The 17867-nt window shown below is 41.1% G+C and carries 15 protein-coding genes; 12 read left to right on the top strand and 3 right to left on the bottom strand.

Annotation, left to right across the window (positions count from 1 at the left end; genetic code table 11):
• Window positions 1-59 precede the first annotated feature (59 nt).
• Genes xdhA through puuE form a run of 8 tightly spaced genes read left to right on the top strand, consistent with a single transcriptional unit; the run spans window position 60 to window position 9118 of the window.
• Window positions 60-1559 (top strand): xanthine dehydrogenase small subunit, encoded by a 1500-nt coding sequence (gene xdhA, locus H5117_RS06245; RefSeq protein ID WP_182736681.1) that lies wholly within the window; start codon window positions 60-62, stop codon window positions 1557-1559.
• Window positions 1546-3885, top strand: coding sequence for a xanthine dehydrogenase molybdopterin binding subunit (gene xdhB / locus H5117_RS06240; RefSeq protein ID WP_182736678.1), 2340 nt, complete (start codon window positions 1546-1548; stop codon window positions 3883-3885). The genes xdhA and xdhB overlap by 14 nt, the downstream gene beginning before the upstream one ends.
• Window positions 3878-4768 (top strand): xanthine dehydrogenase accessory protein XdhC, encoded by an 891-nt coding sequence (xdhC, locus tag H5117_RS06235; protein WP_182711751.1) that lies wholly within the window; start codon window positions 3878-3880, stop codon window positions 4766-4768. Before xdhB ends, xdhC begins: the two co-directional genes overlap by 8 nt.
• Window positions 4765-5265 carry a 2-oxo-4-hydroxy-4-carboxy-5-ureidoimidazoline decarboxylase gene (uraD, locus tag H5117_RS06230; protein WP_024606698.1) on the top strand — a complete coding sequence of 167 codons (501 nt, stop codon included), beginning with the start codon at window positions 4765-4767 and terminating at the stop codon, window positions 5263-5265. Before xdhC ends, uraD begins: the two co-directional genes overlap by 4 nt.
• Window positions 5262-5600 carry a hydroxyisourate hydrolase gene (gene uraH / locus H5117_RS06225; RefSeq protein WP_024595278.1) on the top strand — a complete coding sequence of 113 codons (339 nt, stop codon included), beginning with the start codon at window positions 5262-5264 and terminating at the stop codon, window positions 5598-5600. The genes uraD and uraH overlap by 4 nt, the downstream gene beginning before the upstream one ends.
• 2 nt (window positions 5601-5602) lie before the next feature.
• Entirely contained in the window at window positions 5603-6967 is a 1365-nt protein-coding gene (gene guaD, locus H5117_RS06220) for a guanine deaminase (RefSeq protein WP_024595279.1), read from the top strand.
• Between the two features lie 5 nt (window positions 6968-6972).
• Window positions 6973-8184, top strand: a complete 1212-nt coding sequence (locus tag H5117_RS06215; protein WP_182736677.1) for a urate hydroxylase PuuD — start codon at window positions 6973-6975, stop codon at window positions 8182-8184.
• Between the two features lies 1 nt (window position 8185).
• On the top strand, window positions 8186-9118 hold the full coding sequence (gene puuE, locus H5117_RS06210; RefSeq protein WP_182736674.1) for an allantoinase PuuE: 933 nt from the start codon (window positions 8186-8188) through the stop codon (window positions 9116-9118).
• A 65-nt stretch (window positions 9119-9183) separates the two neighbouring features.
• On the opposite strand, the gene H5117_RS06205 is transcribed toward puuE, so the two are convergent.
• A complete protein-coding gene (locus tag H5117_RS06205; protein ID WP_182736672.1) occupies window positions 9184-11685 on the bottom strand; it encodes a S8 family serine peptidase in 2502 nt (833 codons plus the stop codon).
• Between the two features lie 585 nt (window positions 11686-12270).
• On the opposite strand from H5117_RS06205, the gene H5117_RS06200 reads away from it, so the two are divergent.
• From H5117_RS06200 to H5117_RS06185, 4 genes are read left to right on the top strand one after another with little or no spacing between them, the layout of a single operon-like run.
• Window positions 12271-13773 carry a curlin gene (locus H5117_RS06200; protein WP_024595595.1) on the top strand — a complete coding sequence of 501 codons (1503 nt, stop codon included), beginning with the start codon at window positions 12271-12273 and terminating at the stop codon, window positions 13771-13773.
• A 41-nt stretch (window positions 13774-13814) separates the two neighbouring features.
• The gene (locus H5117_RS06195; RefSeq protein WP_024595596.1) at window positions 13815-14213 is read left to right on the top strand and encodes a curli production assembly/transport protein CsgE; all 399 of its coding nucleotides are present in this window, start codon (window positions 13815-13817) and stop codon (window positions 14211-14213) included.
• A complete protein-coding gene (locus H5117_RS06190; protein ID WP_024595597.1) occupies window positions 14203-14628 on the top strand; it encodes a curli assembly protein CsgF in 426 nt (141 codons plus the stop codon). Before H5117_RS06195 ends, H5117_RS06190 begins: the two co-directional genes overlap by 11 nt.
• Window positions 14628-15401, top strand: a complete 774-nt coding sequence (locus tag H5117_RS06185; RefSeq protein ID WP_024595598.1) for a CsgG/HfaB family protein — start codon at window positions 14628-14630, stop codon at window positions 15399-15401. Before H5117_RS06190 ends, H5117_RS06185 begins: the two co-directional genes overlap by 1 nt.
• Before the next feature lie 81 nt (window positions 15402-15482).
• Here H5117_RS06185 and H5117_RS06180 read toward each other — a convergent pair whose 3' ends face one another.
• Window positions 15483-16172: a LuxR C-terminal-related transcriptional regulator gene (locus tag H5117_RS06180; RefSeq protein ID WP_182736664.1), complete on the bottom strand. Its 690-nt coding sequence runs from the start codon at window positions 16170-16172 to the stop codon at window positions 15483-15485.
• Window positions 16173-16355: 183 nt separating this feature from the next.
• Window positions 16356-17858, bottom strand: coding sequence for a trehalase family glycosidase (locus H5117_RS06175; RefSeq protein ID WP_182736661.1), 1503 nt, complete (start codon window positions 17856-17858; stop codon window positions 16356-16358).
• Window positions 17859-17867: the final 9 nt, after the last annotated feature.

The raw sequence follows: 17867 nt of genomic DNA, 5'->3' as shown, positions 1-17867 counted from the left end.
GAAAAAACATACGCCAAGCCTTTATGTATCAGGGCTTTATAAAAATTAAGGGGGTCTGTGTGATTCAATTTTTATTAAATAACACGCCAATTGAAGTACAAGAATGTTCGCCAAGTCTCACCATTTTGGACTGGCTACGCACCAAAAAAGGGAAAGTGGGCACCAAAGAAGGGTGTGCAACTGGCGACTGTGGTGCGTGCACAATATTAGTGGGTGAAGAGCGTATAAATGCAAACGGGCAAACTAGTTGGCAATACAAAACAATGAACAGCTGTTTATTGTTATTAGGTAATGCGCATGCAAAACATATAGTAACGGTAGAGGCTGTGACTACTGGCTTATACCCAAACTTAACCGATTTACACCCCGTACAACGTGCACTGGTGGAGTGCCATGGTTCGCAGTGTGGTTTTTGTACGCCTGGTATAATAATGAGCTTGTTGGCTCTTTATATTAATGAGCCAACGTACCCTGGTAAAAAAGCGGTTATTCATGCACTTGGCGGTAACTTATGCCGTTGTACAGGTTATAGCCCTATATTACTTGCAGCCGAAAAAGCCTATAGCTATGAGCGTAAAGCTGAACCGTACTCAGCAATGGCCGCTCAATTTAAAGCATCACTTAATACGCAATATGATGACGATATTCCATTTTTAAAAAATGGTCCTCGTAAATTTTACTTACCACAAACTGCCCAGCAACTTGTTGAACTAAAAGCGCTTTATCCTTATGCACATTTAGTTGCTGGTGGCACCGACTTTGCCATTGAGCTTAGCCAAAACATGCTCTTACCAGATGTAATTATCTCCCTTAGCCAAGTAAAGGACCTTTGCACCTTGGCAGATAATAACGGTGAGTTACACATTGGTGCTGCACTACCTTATAGCCAATTTGTTGAAGTATTTTATAACCATTACCCAGAGTCAAAAGAGCTATTTGAACGCTTAGGATCAAGCCAAGTACGTAACAGCGGCACGCTTGGTGGCAGCATAGGGAATGCCTCTCCTATTGGCGATCCCGCTCCCCTTTTAATCGCTCTTAATGCATCAATGGATTTATTAAGCAGCGCTGGTACGCGCACTATTAAAGTTGCCGACTACTTCATTGATTACAAAAAAACGGTTCTTAAAAGCGATGAAGTAATTAGTAAGTTCACCATTCCAAAGCGCCCAGAGTCGCTAAAACTGGCATGTCATAAAATATCAAAACGCTTTGAAGACGATATATCTACCGTTTGTTTGGTGCTTACTATAGAGCATTCACAAAACATGATTACTCAAGCCCGCTGCGCTATGGGCGGTATGGCTGCTATTCCTAAGCGCGCGCAGCATATTGAGCAAAAGCTGATATCTCAATCATTACAAGTAAGTAGTTTTATAGACGCAGCAACGGCTATTAACGATGACTTTACGCCCATGAGCGATGTAAGAAGCAGTGCGCATTACCGCACCACGGTAAGCAAAAACTTATTACAACGCATTGGTATTGAGTTTTGTGAGCCACAAGCACGCAACAATAACAACATTGCCATTACGAGGATCTCACATGCGTCACTTTGAAATGGATAAACTAAAAGCGCAAGGTGGTAGCGTTGGAGAATCTAAATATCACGAAAGCGCTATTAAACAAGTTTGTGGCAGTGCAAATTTTGCCGACGATAACCCTGAGCCTTACGGTTGCCTGCATGCCTACCCAGTGCTCGCCCCTGTTACAAGCGGCTTTATTAAATCAATAGATACCAGTCTCGCACTGGCAGTTGAAGGCGTTAAACGTATTTTATCGGCCGAAGATGTTCCGGGTAAATTAGATATTGGCCCGGTATTTCCTGGTGATGTACTGCTGACCAGCCATGAAATTCAATACCACGGGCAACCTGTATTAATTGTCGTTGCCGACACCTATGAAATAGCGCGCCGCGCTGCACGCTTGGTGGTTATAGAGTGTGAGCAAACTACACCCATACTTGATATTAAAGAAGCCATTAGCAAAGAGCATTGGGTAAGGCCGCCCCATTCACTTAACCGTGGTAACAGCGAAAACGCCATTAATGACGCAACCCACCAGCTTAAAGGCGAAATAAGCATAGGCGGGCAAGAACACTTTTATTTAGAAGGCCAAATTGCGCTGGCGCAACCTGATAATGACGGGGGCATTCATGTTCAGTGCTCTACGCAACACCCTACTGAGGTGCAGCACTTAGTCGCTAAAATTTTAAAAAAGCCATTTAGCTTTGTAAACGTAGAAACCCGCCGTATGGGCGGTGCTTTTGGCGGCAAAGAAACCCAAGGCGCACCATGGGCATGCCTTGCAGCTCTTGCGGTTTACCACCTTGGCTGCGCAGTAAAAATGCGCCTAGCCCGTAGCGACGATTTTAAATTAACCGGTAAGCGCCACCCGTTTTATAATCACTATCATGTTGGTTTTGACGAAAATGGTTTAATAGAAGGTGCCGACATTACCGTAAACGGATTTTGTGGCTACTCGCCTGATTTATCAGATGCAATTGTAGACCGCGCCATGTTTCATGTCGATAACGCCTACTACTACCCAGCCGCCACAATTAAGGGTAATCGCTGTAAAGTAAATACCGTAAGCCATACCGCATTTAGAGGATTTGGTGGCCCGCAAGGCATGATTATGGGCGAGCTAATAATGGACGATATAGCCGCCAAATTAGGTAAAGATCCGCTTGAGATCCGAAAACTTAATTTATACAAAAAAGGCCGCGATACCACGCCGTACCATCAAACCGTAGAGCAACATATTTTAATAGATATGATTGCTCAGCTTGAGGAGTCGGGTGACTACTGGGCACGTAAAGAGGCTATTAAAGCATTTAACGTATCGTCACCTATTATAAAAAAAGGCCTTGCAATGACGCCGGTTAAATACGGTATATCGTTTACTGTACAACACTTAAACCAAGCCGGTGCATTAGTGCATGTATATAGCGATGGCTCTATACATTTAAACCACGGCGGCACCGAAATGGGCCAAGGACTGAATACCAAAATTGCGCAAATTGTAGCCCATGGCTTTGGGGTCGATTTTAACGCGGTAAGTATTAGTGCTACGCGTACCGACAAGGTGCCAAACACTTCACCAACAGCGGCCTCAAGTGGTACCGACTTAAACGGCATGGCGGCGCTAAATGCAGTAAACACAATAAAAGAGCGCTTAATTGATTTTATTACCGAGCACTTTGAAGTAGACAGCAACACTGTTGTATTTAAAGATAACCTCATTACTTTTAGTAAAGGGGAAATTAGCTTTAGCGAACTTGCAAATCTTGCTTACATGAATCGTATATCGCTTTCATCTACCGGTTATTACGCCACACCCAAAATTCATTACGACAGAGCCAAAGGCGAAGGCCGCCCATTTTTTTACTACGCACACGGCGTTGCACTGAGTGAAGTAGAAGTAGATACGCTTACGGGCGAAAACACGGTAACTCGCGTTGATATACTGCATGATGTAGGCAGCTCAATTAACCCAGCACTTGATATAGGGCAAATTGAAGGCGCCTTTGTACAAGGTATGGGCTGGCTAACAACCGAAGACTTACAATGGAATGATAAAGGCCAGCTTGCAAGCTTTGGCCCAGCCAACTACAAAATACCAGCCATTGGCGATACCCCTGCCGAGTTTAACGTCAATCTTTATAACTCAGCAAATCCAGAAACCACCGTGTTTAGATCAAAAGCCGTAGGCGAGCCGCCATTTATGCTGGCCTTTAGTGTATGGAGCGCTATTCGTAATGCAATAAGTAGTGTGGCTGATTACAAATACACCGCCCCACTGGATACACCCGCAACCCCAGAGCGAGTATTGAGTGCAATTGAGCAAACCGCTAGCTGGTTTAAGGAGCATCAACATGACTAATTTAAATGAGTCGTTTCAGGGTTTTCATACGCAAAATTGGGCGCAGGCTATAAACGAGCACGAACAAAGCGGCACTAACTATGTAATTGCCACGGTACTTGGCACCAATGGCTCAACCCCACGCGGCACAGGCTCTAAAATGGTAATAAGCGGCGAGCATATTTACGACACCCTTGGCGGTGGCCATCTTGAGTATGTAGTAATAGAAAAAGCCCGCGAACTACTTTCCAAAGGCGAAGCCGCCCAAGTAATTGAGCAATTTAACCTAGGTGCAAATTTAGGCCAGTGCTGCGGCGGGGCTGCCACCGTTATGCTTGAATGCATGCAATGCGAGCGCTTTACCTTAGACATTTATGGCGCAGGCCACGTAGCACAGGCGCTTATTGGTATATTGGCACAACTACCTATGCGCATACGCTGGATAGATAGCCGCGCCGATGTATTCCCACAGGCTATTCCAAATAACGTAGTAAAAGTGGTTGATGAAGAACCAACAGAGCAAGTAAAACGTGCGCCTAAAGCTAACAACTACTTAATATTGACCCATAACCACCAGCTCGACTTTGCACTCACCCAAGCCATTATTAAACGCGCCGATGCCAATTGGCTTGGTGTAATTGGCTCTGACACTAAAGCCAAACGCTTTAAGCAGCGCCTAGCACATCGCGATTTTACAGCCGATCAAATACAGCAAATGACCTGCCCTGTTGGGCTTAATAACATTTCGGGCAAATTACCAATGGAAGTGGCTATTTCGATTAGTGGACAGCTAATTGGCCTTTATCAGGCTATGCAAACCCAAGAGCCAAAACGCCAAGGCTTGCAATGGCGCACACTAAAAAATGCCTTAATTAGCACCACGCAAGAGGAAGTAAACGCATGAGTAGTTTACAAATAAATACGCTAAATGATGCACAAGTAAAACAAGCACTTGAGCATTGCTGCGCGGCCCCTAACTGGGTGGCGGGCATGGTAAAAGCAATGCCATTTAAAAGTGCTCAGCAGCTGTTTGAATGCGCACAAAGCACATGGGATAACCTTGGCGAAAGCGACTATTTAGCTGCCTTTGAAGGCCACCCGCAAATAGGCGACTTATCAACCCTTAGCAAAAAATACGCTGCTACCGCACAAAAAGCGGGGCATGAGCAATCGGGTATGAGCAAAGCAAACGAAGCCGTACTTACCAAAATGATTGCCCTCAATAAAGAGTACCTGAACAAGTTTGGCTTTATTTTTATTGTGTGCGCCACCGGTAAAACGGCCGAACAAATGCTCGAACTCATAGAGCAGCGCATACACAACACCCGCAGTACAGAGCTAAATATAGCCGCGGGCGAACAAGCCAAAATAACAAAAATAAGATTGGAGTCACTGCTATGAGCAAAAGCCCTATAACTACCCATATACTTGATACAAGCACCGGAAAACCAGCAGCAAATGTTGCTGTTAAGCTATTTAAACTTACAAATAACGAATGGGTACAACTAACCCAAGGCAAAACCGATTCCGATGGGCGAATTACCGATTGGCTAAATACAGAAGTAGAATTTGCAACCTATAAGCTAGTATTTGATTTAGATAGTTATTACCAAAACCAACCTACCCCTGCGTTTTACCCAGAGGCGCAAATAACGTTTAGATTACAAGATACTAAACATCACCATATTCCGTTGTTGCTTAGCCCGTTTGGCTACTCTACATACAGAGGTAGCTAATAATGAGCACGCAAAACAATAATAACTTAACAGTAGTTTGTGCCGATATACTCGACTTTGTTGACGACCCTGCCATTGCTGGCGAAAACGCCCATCGTTTTTTTGAAAAAGGCGCATTAGTTATCAAGCACGGCAAAGTAGTTAAGCTTGGCTATGAGCAAGACATACTGCCTACAATTGATAAATCAGCGCGTGTTATCCGCCACGATGGTAAGCTCGTTATGCCTGGTATGATTGACACACACATACATTTGCCGCAAACCGAAATGGTAGGCGCGTATGGCGAGCAGCTTTTAAGTTGGCTCACCGAATACGCCTTCCCAACCGAAAAAAAGTTTACCTGTGAGCATTATTCAAAAGAGATATCTAACCGCTTTTTAGACGAGCTGCTGCGCAATGGCACAACCACTGCCCTTGTATTTGGCACTGTGCATCCGCAATCGGTTGATGCGTTTTTTAAAGAATCACAAAAACGCAATTTACGCATGATTGCCGGTAAAGTAATGATGGACCGTAACTGCCCTGACGACTTATCTGATTGCGCGCAAACAAGTTATGACGAATCTAAAGCCCTCATCGAAAAATGGCACAATATTGATAGGTTAAGCTACGCAGTTACACCGCGTTTTGCCCCCACATCAACCCCTGAGCAACTTCAAAAATGTACTCAGTTGCTTGAAGAATACCCAGACACCTACCTGCATACACACTTATCTGAAAACAAAGACGAGTGCGAATGGGTAAAAGGACTATTTCCAGAAGCCGAAGATTACTTAGGCGTGTACGAGCAAGCAAAAATGGTACGTAAACGCTCAGTATTTGCCCATAGTATTCATTTATCTGAGCGCGAGCTATGCTGCCTTGCAGATAACAATGCGGCAATATCGCACTGCCCTACCTCAAACCTATTTTTAGGATCAGGACTTTTAAATTTAAAAGCCTGTGAAGAGCACGGCATAAACGTAGGCATGGGTACCGATGTAGGCGCGGGAACAAGCTTTTCTATGCTACAAACAGGTAACGAAGCGTACAAAATTCAGCAATTACAAGGTCAAAAGTTTTCAGCATTTAAAGGGTTGTATTTAGCAACACTCGGCGGTGCTAGAACGCTCGATTTAGAAGGGACAATTGGTAATTTTGAAGCCGGTTGTGAAGCCGATTTTATTGTAATGGATTGTTCAGCAACCCCATTTTTAAAATTTAGAATACAGCATGCCAAAACCCTGCATGAAAAATTATTTGCAATGATGATGTTAGGCGACGACCGCTGCGTTGAGCAAACCTACATTATGGGTAAAAGTGTGTATAAGCGCGATGATAACAATCAATTTTCAGACACCCGCTCACCGGTATTAGAAGAGGCTTAACCGTTATGGAAAACTATTTATTTGAGCTTGCTCATTTAGTACTGCGTTATTTTCATGTTATTGCTGGTATAGCATGGATTGGCGCTTCATTTTATTTTGCATGGCTTGATAACAACCTACAAACACCACCGCAGTGGAAAATAGATAAAGGCATAAAAGGCGATTTATGGGCCGTGCATGGTGGTGGCTTTTACGAAGTGGCTAAGTATCAAAATGGCCCTGAACAAATGCCGCATACTTTGCACTGGTTTAAGTGGGAAGCCTACACAACGTGGATCACCGGTATATTACTATTTAGCTTACTTTATTATGTTGGCGCCGATGTGTATTTAATTGATAACAGTAAAAGTGAGCTAAGTAAATTTGCAGCTATTGGCGCATCCCTTGGTTTTATTGGCTTAGGTTATGGTGTTTATCGTTTATTGTGTAAAACCTCACTGGTCGAAAACGGCAAAGTGTTTATTGCTGTAGTTATTGGTTTATTAGCTCTGTGGACTTTTGGGGTTGATCAATTATTTAGCGACCGCGCTGTGTATATTCATGTAGGTGCACTTATTGGTACTTGTATGGTTGGCAATGTGTATCACATTATTATGCCAGGGCAACGCTATATGGTAAGTGAAGTAGAAGCCGGTAGAATCCCTGATTCAGCGCCAGGTTTAAAGGCAAAGCTGTGTTCTATTCATAATAACTACGCCACGTTACCCGTGGTATTTATAATGCTGAGCAACCACTTTCCTTATACCTACAGCCACAACTTTGGCTGGCTTATTTTAATTGCGCTGTTTGGTATTGGTATGTGGATACGCCATTATTTTAACTTAAAACATCAAGGTATTAATAAACCCTCAGTACTTGTAAGCGGTATTGCAGCTTTTTTTGCTCTTATGCTCGCCATAGCCCCTTGGCCCAGTACACCAACAAATGCAGGCGAAAGCGCGCCTTTACAAACAAGTATTACCGACGCCCAAGCGTGGGATATAATTAGCAAGCACTGTACTGGGTGTCACAGCGAAACACCCACCTCTGAGCTTTTTCAAACCGCGCCGCTAGGCTTTAAACTCGACTCTATTAGTGATGTAAAAAAATCCAGCACGCTTATTCATACCCGCGCGGTTATAACCAAAGATATGCCACTGGCCAATATGACCAAAATGACAGACACAGAGCGCGAAACGCTAGGCGCTTGGCTCTCAGCACTTAAAAAGGAGCAATAAAATGAGCGAGCAATTTAAAAACTACCCGCGCGATTTAATTGGTTATGGTCCAGATGTACCCCATGCAAATTGGCCCAATAAAGCACGTATTGCCGTGCAAGTGGTATTAAATTACGAAGAAGGCGGCGAAAATTGTGTATTACATGGTGATGCAGCGGCCGAAACTTTTTTATCAGAAATAGTCAGTGCCCCGCATGTTGAAGACCGCCATATAAGCATGGAGTCTATTTACGAATATGGCTCACGCGCTGGCGTGTGGAGGCTACTGCGTTTATTTAAAAAATACGATATACCGGTCACCATTTTTGCAGTGGCGATGGCCCTTGAGCGCCACCCCGATGTAGCTAAAGCCTTTGTTAAAGCGGGCCACGAGATTGCAAGCCATGGCCTGCGCTGGATTAATTATCAAAATATAGATAAGCAAACCGAACGCGAGCATATGCAACAAGCCATTGAGATCATTCAAACGCTTACCGGTAAAAAGCCCAAAGGCTGGTATACCGGCCGAACTAGCCCAAATACAGCAGCACTTGTAGTTGAAAATGGTAATTTTTTATATGATGCCGACGATTACAGCGACGACCTACCTTTTTACAGTATTAAAGAAGGTAAACCACAGTTAATAGTGCCCTACACGCTTGATGTAAACGACATGCGCTTTGCTGCCGTGCAGGGCTTTAATGCCGGGGATCAGTTTTATAATTACTTAAAAGATGCATTCGATACGCTTTATGAAGAAGGCGACCCACAAGGTGAAAACGCCCCAAAAATGATGTCGATAGGTTTGCATTGTCGCCTAATTGGCAGACCAGGAAGAATAAAAGCATTAGCACGGTTTTTAGAATATGCTCGCTCGCATGATCAGGTTTGGTTTGCCACACGTGAGCAAATAGCCGAGCACTGGCTTAAAACCCATCCGTATAAAAAAGCATAGTTTATATTTTTTTAAAACATAAAAAAAGCCCAGCAATGCTGGGCTTAAAGTCACTTTAGGAGTAGTTAGTTAAATGAAACCGTAATGATGTTAGAACATACATTTTCAGTTACACATAATTGGTAATCGTACGATGGTAATGTAGCACCACGTACGTAGTCACGGTAACGACCTCTGTCAGCAGTAGTATCTACAAGCTCACCATTACGGTAAACACTTAGTGATTCAGCGCCAACACTTTCCCAACTAAGCTCTACACGCATAGTATCAAGGCGAGACTTATTAGCACGTTTTAAGGTAATTTCTAGCTCTACATCACTTACAACAACCGTTTGAGTTGATGTACTTGTATTGCCTTCACTGTCTGTTACCGTTAGTTCTACATCGTAATTACCTGATGCTGCATACACATGCATAGGGTTTTGATCAGATGATGTTGCACCATCGCCAAAGCTCCAGCTCCACTGTGTAATATCGTTATTTGAATCAGTGCTTGAATCAATAAAGTTAACTGTTAAGCCTTGTGTCTCAACGTCAAAACTAGCACGTGGTGGTTGTGGGCTAACTTCGCCAATAGCGCTTAGCGTTAATGACCAGCCATTAATTGTGCCGGTATCGGCTGCGGCAGTATCTTCTACTTGTAGTGTCCAATCGCCTGTAGCAACTTCGCCGTTAAATGATTCAGAAGTAAAGCTTCTAACTATGTCGTCGTTTGAACCACCCACATTGCTTTGTAGTGTTACTTGTGTGCCTTGAGCAGATACTAACTTAACCACTAAGTCGCCTGAGTAAGTATGCGAAATATCTACATCAGCAGTAGTGCCAAATACTGTTAAGTCATCAGGAACATTAATTACTGACACTGCACCTACTGGCGAGTTATCAGGAATATCAACACTTGTGTTACTGCTGTAAGTAAAGTCGTTTAAACCAACAGGTTGAACCATTAATTTAACTGACTGCTCTTTAACAATATCAGCAGCTGTAGCTGTTACAGTAAGCTCGTATTCGCCCCACTGAGTGTTAGTATCGGTTTCAACATTTAGCATTACTTCATCGCCTGGGCGCGCTGTAAGCGATGATAAATAAGCGCCGCCTAATGTTGTTGATAACTCAAGCGTTACTTCTTCATCCCATTCGGCAATTGAACCAATTGTAAATGTGTAGTTTGTAGCTTGGCCTGCTTCAATTTGTTGCGTAAGTGGATCGGCTGATATTTTAAAGCCAGGTGTAGGGTCTGCATCAATAAGCGCTTGGTTAACATTAAGACGAGTACCTGCAACCGTTACACCTTGTAGCGCAGCATTTGCATCGCCAGAGTTCATTAGTAAATCTTTCAACTCTTGAGTGCTAAGCTCAGGATTAATTGACAACACTAACGCTGCAGCACCTGCTACATGTGGCGTTGCCATAGATGTGCCAGAGTAAGATGCATAGCTCTCACCTGGTGTAGTAGATAAAATAGCACTACCCGGCGCGCCCATATCAACGCTTGTTAAACCATAATGTGAAAACCATGAAATACCATCGGTTTGATCCGTACTTGCAACCGATAATACACTTGCGTTTTCGTAGTTAGATGGGTAATGCGGGTTAACATCGTTATCAATAGTATCGTTACCAGCTGCGGCTACAAAGAGTAAATCCGCCGCTTCGCTTGATGCAATTGCATCTGCTAGTGCTTGGCTGTAACCGCCACCACCCCAGCTATTATTTAATACGCGTAAGTTAACGCCTGAGTTTTTAAGGCTAACCATGTAATCAATACACTTAATAGCGTCTGATGTTGAGCCATTACCCGCAGCATCTAAAAACTTACAACCAACAAGTGATACTTCATGGTTAACACCTACAACACCAATACCATTGCCACCACTTGCGCCAATAGTACCTGAAACGTGTGTACCATGGCCTTCGTCATCCATAGGGTCGCCACTGTCAGTAATGGCATTTATACCATGCACGTCATCTATAAAACCGTTACCATCATTATCAATACCATCTCCTGGTATTTCGCTGCTATTTACCCACATATTGCTAGCTAAATCACTGTGGCTGTAATCAATACCCGTATCGATTACACCTACCACTACATCGCGGCTACCTGTCGAAATATCCCATGCTTCTACTGCATCAATATCAGCGTCTGCTGTACCACCCGTTTGACCCTCGTTGTTCAAACCCCAAAGCTCATCAAAACGAGGATCATCTGGCGTACGTGCAATGCTTACTTGGTAATCAGGCTCTACATATTCAATAGCTTGATGAGACTTTAAAAGCGCAATTGCGTCTTTAGTGCTCATTCCCGACAATTTAAACTTAGCTAAGCGACCTGAAAGTAAAGACGTATAGCTGTCATCTAGTTCATCTTTATTTAGATCAGTAATTTTAGCTTTAACTAATGAACGAGCCTGCTTACGCATTTCTTTCGTTGCATTACTTTTATATTTAACAATTATAGAATCACTGCTACCAGTTACAGATTGCTTTACACCCACATCAGGAACTTTTGCAGCTGCTAAGCACGGAAGTAAGGCAAGAGTAATAATAGATAATTTTGTTTTCATTGTTCTATCCATAGTTTTTTTTGGGTTAGCTTAGATGCTCTAAGCACGTTCTTTCACTATTTCGAGTACAAGGGATCACATGGCATACCCTAAGGAAACAACCAAACTAATCATTTAACAAGTTAAAAAATAAAAACGTTGTTAAAACCAACAATTTTGACCAGTTAAAGTATAAAAAAAACACTAAAGACAGACCTTTTAATGAAATTCACGCAAAGCCATTTACCTAATAAAGGGTCGGAGATTTTTACTGCTTTTAGATTGAATTAATAAAAAACCTCAACAACCGCACCATAACCCACTGAAAAATAAAAATTAAAAAATTGGTAAAAAATGATGATTTCAGAAAATACATTTGAGGAATACAGTAATTGGGTACTTAATAATTAACAGTTATTAAACGTAAGTTAAAAATAATGACAAAGCGTTTAGTGATAATTATTAACTACATCGAAAAATTTTACTTTAAGAGCTTTTCAAGCGGATCACAAAACATTATATCGGCACGGCATGCTGACACAGCAAATACCTTATAAAACCTATAAAATTTAAGGTGTTTGGTTTTAATATTTCAAGGAGAAAATAATGAAGTTGAACAAATCACTTTTAAGCTGCGCAGTTGCAATTGCAATGGGTACTAGCTTTGCTTCTTATGCAGATACTAACAACAAATCAGCATCAAGCTCAGAACTTGCTACCAACGTTTCTGTAGCAAGTGTTGAAAACTCAATGACTCTTATCCAAACTTTTAATGAAAATACTGCACTACTTACACAAGATGGTGATAGCAACACCATGCTTGTAACAACAACCGGTAATAATAACGAAACTGAAGTTGTACAGAGCCAATTTGGTAATTATGCTGAAGTAATCACCACAGGTGACAACAACTTACAAGTATACAGCCAAGATGGCGTTGCTAATGGTTTTATCTCTGAAGTGACTGGTAATAATAATATGTTATTTGTTTCACAATTTGGCCAAGGCTTTTTTGTAAATAATGAAGCGATTAATATTGTAACTGGTGATGATAATATCATTGATGTTGAACAAGGCACTGGTGGTCACTGGTTCTACAACATGGATATGCAAGGTAACGCAAATGAAATTACCTCACTGCAAACCGGTGAATGGCATGAAGCAGAAATTACGATGCTTACAGGCGACGAAAATACTCTTGATTTAGTTCAAGACGGTTATTGGAGTACCTTTAAAGTAAGTAGTTTACAAGGCAATGACAACGAGCTTGAAGTTGAACAAGTAGGTGATCGTAATGCTGTAGCATTTAGTGCAATTTCTGGTGATGCAAATGAAATTGAAATTGAGCAAGATGGCTTAACTAATGCGGTAACGTTTGCAACTGTAATTGGGGACGACAACCAAATAGATTTAGATCAAGAAGGTTCACTTAACACAATTGAATCAAACTTATTTGAAGGTTCTAATAATGAGGTTTCAGCAACACAAGTTGGCGCTGAAAACTTAATGACAGCCGATTTAATTGGTGACAACAACGAACTAACTTCAATGCAAAACGGTGATTTAAACGAAGCCTACATGGGTGTAATTGGTTCAGACAATGAATTTACATCAGCCCAAATAGGTGATTTAAACTCGATTCACTTAGCTAACTTTAACGGCTCTGGCAATGATGTTGATTTAGTACAAGCTGGCGATGAAAATGCCGTACTTGTTCAATCTTCATACCCAGATGTAACGCTTACATCTAACGATAATGACATTGATATTGCTCAAGACGGCTCTCAAAATGAAGCAATTGTTACCCTTGCTGGCATTTTAGATAGTAATAATAACCAAATTGATATTGCACAAAGTGGCACGTTAAACCTTATTGATATGATGGTTGAAGGCAATAACCACAGCATTGATATTTCACAAACAGGTGAAGGTAACTGGGTTACTGGCGTTGAACAATCAGCATTTTTAGTTGGTGGTGAAAACGTATCGTTTAGTGTTACTCAAATTGGTAACGACAATATTGTTGAAGGCTCAGTAATTGGCTTTGACAGCACTGTATCTGTTACCCAAATTGGTGATGGAAACGCAGCAACAATTACTCAAATGTAATTGTTGAGGTGGGGAGAGCGATCCTCTCCCCTTTTTAAATTATGAAAAAAAATATTAACTTTAATCGTTACCTACTCACACTTTTCCTATGTTTTTCTGGGGCAACTCATGCTGCGGATGAACTAGAAATAGATGGCTTATTACTTGATAGAAGTATTAGCCGCTTTGGTCATCAATTTTATTATGAATTTTCAAACTACTGGCGAGATCTCCCTTCAACAGCTGGTTTTAATATTGAAATAAAAGAAACCGTAATACCAAAAGCGGGTACACAACTTTCTTTAATAATGAATAATCAACTCGTTTACGCGACTTATTTAGGTCGCAGATTAGAACCCCTCGATGAACGTGTTGAGCAAGCTGTTTATACAGTAATAGATGCAATGGCTCGCTCAAACATGGCTGCATCAACACCAGATATGGCTAAAGATGGATGGTAAAATGAAAAAAATAGCCCTTATAATAATAACAATATTAAGCTTTTCAGCTTCCGCGACTGAAATAATTTACACCCCAATAAATCCAAGCTTTGGTGGTAATCCACTCAATGCAAATATGCTGCTGAGCAAAGCACAGGCTCAAAATAAGCACAAGGCTCCGGTAATCGAAAAAGGTTATGCTGAACAATTTCAAGACTCTTTAGAGCGCACTTACTTAAACCGCATGGTAAGAGAAATTACAGATATGGCTTTTGGTGAGGATATTGAAGATAGTATTTTTAATCAGGACTCAATTTTTATGAGTGGTGATTATCAAATTGAAGTTATAACCAGCACAACCGATTCTATTACAGTAAAAATAACAAACATATTAGATGACTCTGTTGTGATCATTGAAGTACCGAGGTTTGGATAATGTATAAACTACTAATAACAATAACATTACTGGGTTTGAGCGGCTGTACAAGTTTAGGTAAGCTTATTCCACCATCACAGCAAAAAGCAATTAGCCTAGAGCCAACTGAATTATTTGCAGACTTAAAAAACTTACCAAAACCTGTTGGCAGCATTCCGGTATCGGTCTACTCATTTAGAGACCAAACAGGTCAATACAAACCACAAACTAACGTTAGTTCGTTTTCGACTGCCGTTACTCAAGGTGCTAATTCAATACTCGTACAAGCACTGCATGAATCTGATTGGTTTACACCTGTTGAGCGTGAAGGTTTACAAAACATTTTAACTGAGCGAAAAATTATTCGTGCAGGCCAAACTGATAACCCTAACCAGACTGAGTTACCTCCACTTACCACAGCTAAAATCATTTTAGAGGGCGGTATTATAAGCTATGACACCAATGTAAAAACGGGTGGGTTAGGTATGGAATACTTTGGTATAGGCGCATCTGAGCTTTACCGTGAAGATGCTATTTCAATTTATCTACGCGCTGTGGATGTTCGTACAGGCCAAGTGTTGCTTAGTGTGGCCACCAGCAAAAAAGTATTAAGCCAAGAGATGCGTGCAGGCTTTTTTAGATACGTAAGCTACAAACGTCTAGCTGAAGCTGAAGCCGGCTTTAGTGACAACGAACCTATGAGTATTTGTGTAACTCAGGCAATAGAAAAAGCACTGACAGACCTTATAACAAAAGGCATTGATAAAGGCTTATGGGCTAAAAAAGTGAGCTAATTACACAGGCCGTCATCACAAATAAAAAAGGCTACTAACAGTAGCCTTTTTTATGGGAGAAATTGAGATTATATATGCTATTTATTTAGCCATTGGTAATAAAACAGAAACGTAGCGCTGAGCCCAATTCGCAAGCTCCACCCTGTTACGTGAGTTAGTTTTTTTAAACGCACTGTACAAATGTGTTTTTACAGTGTGGTCGCTAATGTTGAGCTTATCAGCAATTGTATTGTTACTCGCACCTTGTGCAATTAAATGAATAACGGACTTTTCTCGCTTTGTTAAATGATCGTAATCGTCCTGCTTTAATTCAATGTCGTCATTTAGGTTATTAAATGATGATGCCACGGCTAAAATGTCGTTAAAAGCTTTTGAAATTACTTTACGCGTAAACCAAAGCTCGCCAGTATCAACACGAACTAACCCTTTAAAAATATCTTCTGGCGCATCAGATTTATAAAAAACACCATTAAAATGGTTAAGCAATAAGTTTTGCTCGCACACATCTTCTTTATCAACATTAAAGATAACAACACTATGGTGTTTAGCTAAACAAATAAGGTCTGCGGGAATGAGATCTTGCCATTTGCTTTTAGCACCATCTATTAAAAACAAATCATAATTTGCACGCTGCTCAGCTTTTGGAATAACATCGTCCATTTTAATATCACCAAATAAGGCCTGTAGTGTTCTTAAAATAGCTGTGTAGTTGTGTGAATGAAAAGATGATTGAAATGTAGTTTTTACGAATACTGAATTTTTATGGGGCATAAATTTCGTCCTTGAAACATTTACACTACATTACCTAAATCAAATACAACTTACAATGAGATTTTGGTATTAAAATAAAGTTATCGTTTCTCATCCTAAAACAGATAAAAACCTATTAAATCAATACATAACCTGCATTACTTTTGTTTTAACAATTTTTTGTAAGATAAATAACAGATCGGATTAGTAGTTTAGTAATTTATAAAATCGAGTCGTTACGCCATTAGTCCAACCAAAACCCTGCTGTACTTGATATTCACCACCACCGGCTAAAACCGCTGGTGTGCACACATTGTATTTTTCGAGTAAGCACTTATTTACTGCAAAATTTTGCTCAACCATATTTACCCAATTTTGCATTATATGTGTACTCAATTGAGTAATACCGTAGTTATTAAGCCCTTTTACCGCAAGCCATTGGAGTGGAGCCCAACCATTTGGACTATCCCACTGCTGAGGCGTTTGAGTAATAGTTGTAACAATGCCACCCTCTTTTAAAAATTCATTGGCTAATATTGTTGCTACCTTGATTGCTTGCTCATTACTGGCTAAATTAACAAATAAAGCAGTAGTTGCCGCTGCACTAAGTATTGGAGATTGAGTCATTGTACGGCAGTTATAATCAACAAAAAAACCGGTTGGTTCATTCCAAAGGTAAGCATTAATAAGTGCCTTGCGATTGCTGGCAAGTAATTGGTAATGCTCTGCTTGTTCACTATTGCCGAGCAATTGAAAGAATTTGCTTAATTGATTCTCTAAGTTATACATAAGGCAGTTTAAATCTATAGGAACAATATCAGTTGTTTGAATAGAGCTTAGTAAATTAGACTCACCAAGCCAACGAGAACTAAAGTCCCAACCCGACTCACATGCAGCGCGAATATTACGATAAAAATCAGATTTTTCCTCCTTCGCCAACCCTTCCGCTAGCGCTAAATCTTCACGCAATGACTCTGCTCTTGGCTCACTTACATCGTCCCAATAACGATTTAAAACACCACCACAAGGCATTCTTACTACCCGCTTTGAGCCCAATAAATCACTCGAAAGGAACTGCGCGTCTTGCATCCAAAATATATATTCTTTTTCAAGTGCTGCAACACACATAGCAAGCCATTGCGTATTGAGTGATTTGCTATGCGTATGTTCCCATAATAACTCGACCATGAGTGCTAAAACCGGTGGCTGCGAGCGTGATAAATAATAGCGACGGTTACCATTTGGAATACAACCATAATCGTTAATTAAATCTACAAAGTTAAGTAGCATATCTTCAACTACATCACCTTTATCTGCATCGATTAAGCCCAATGCTGTAAAATAACTATCCCAATAGTAAATCTCTTGAAAGCGCCCGCCAGGCACAATATAGCTGTGCTTTAGTGCTAGTAATGAATCTTGCTTCGGGGTATCCGCCTCTCTTCTAAGGCCACTCCATAACGAGTCTATATAATGTTTAACCGATGACGTATCAGCCTCAGTGCCCATTGCTAGCACTGGGGAAGTAATAAAGTGTGCGTTTACAAACTCACTAAGCTGCGTATTAGTTAAAGGCGCTAATTGTTCATAGCTTTTACATGCACTTTGCCAATTAACACGCGCAATTGCATCTGCGAATGTTTTACAGTCGCTAAATACATGCTGCATTTGAACATCTTTAAATAATTGGCTGTCAAAAAAACTCATAACTTTCCT

It is taken from the genome of Pseudoalteromonas sp. SG45-1, from assembly GCF_014164135.1.
GTDB lineage: Bacteria > Pseudomonadota > Gammaproteobacteria > Enterobacterales > Alteromonadaceae > Pseudoalteromonas > Pseudoalteromonas distincta.
This window is presented reverse-complemented; position numbering and strand designations above follow the sequence as displayed.

Coding starts and splice junctions, on each gene's coding strand:
- xdhB (WP_182736678.1), top strand. CDS start 1,546: ATGCGTCACTTTGAAATGGATAAACTAAAAGCGCAAGGTGGTAGCGTT.
- xdhC (WP_182711751.1), top strand. CDS start 3,878: ATGACTAATTTAAATGAGTCGTTTCAGGGTTTTCATACGCAAAATTGG.
- uraD (WP_024606698.1), top strand. CDS start 4,765: ATGAGTAGTTTACAAATAAATACGCTAAATGATGCACAAGTAAAACAA.
- uraH (WP_024595278.1), top strand. CDS start 5,262: ATGAGCAAAAGCCCTATAACTACCCATATACTTGATACAAGCACCGGA.
- guaD (WP_024595279.1), top strand. CDS start 5,603: ATGAGCACGCAAAACAATAATAACTTAACAGTAGTTTGTGCCGATATA.
- H5117_RS06215 (WP_182736677.1), top strand. CDS start 6,973: ATGGAAAACTATTTATTTGAGCTTGCTCATTTAGTACTGCGTTATTTT.
- puuE (WP_182736674.1), top strand. CDS start 8,186: ATGAGCGAGCAATTTAAAAACTACCCGCGCGATTTAATTGGTTATGGT.
- H5117_RS06205 (WP_182736672.1), bottom strand. CDS start 11,685: ATGAAAACAAAATTATCTATTATTACTCTTGCCTTACTTCCGTGCTTA.
- H5117_RS06200 (WP_024595595.1), top strand. CDS start 12,271: ATGAAGTTGAACAAATCACTTTTAAGCTGCGCAGTTGCAATTGCAATG.
- H5117_RS06195 (WP_024595596.1), top strand. CDS start 13,815: ATGAAAAAAAATATTAACTTTAATCGTTACCTACTCACACTTTTCCTA.
- H5117_RS06190 (WP_024595597.1), top strand. CDS start 14,203: ATGGATGGTAAAATGAAAAAAATAGCCCTTATAATAATAACAATATTA.
- H5117_RS06185 (WP_024595598.1), top strand. CDS start 14,628: ATGTATAAACTACTAATAACAATAACATTACTGGGTTTGAGCGGCTGT.
- H5117_RS06180 (WP_182736664.1), bottom strand. CDS start 16,172: ATGCCCCATAAAAATTCAGTATTCGTAAAAACTACATTTCAATCATCT.
- H5117_RS06175 (WP_182736661.1), bottom strand. CDS start 17,858: ATGAGTTTTTTTGACAGCCAATTATTTAAAGATGTTCAAATGCAGCAT.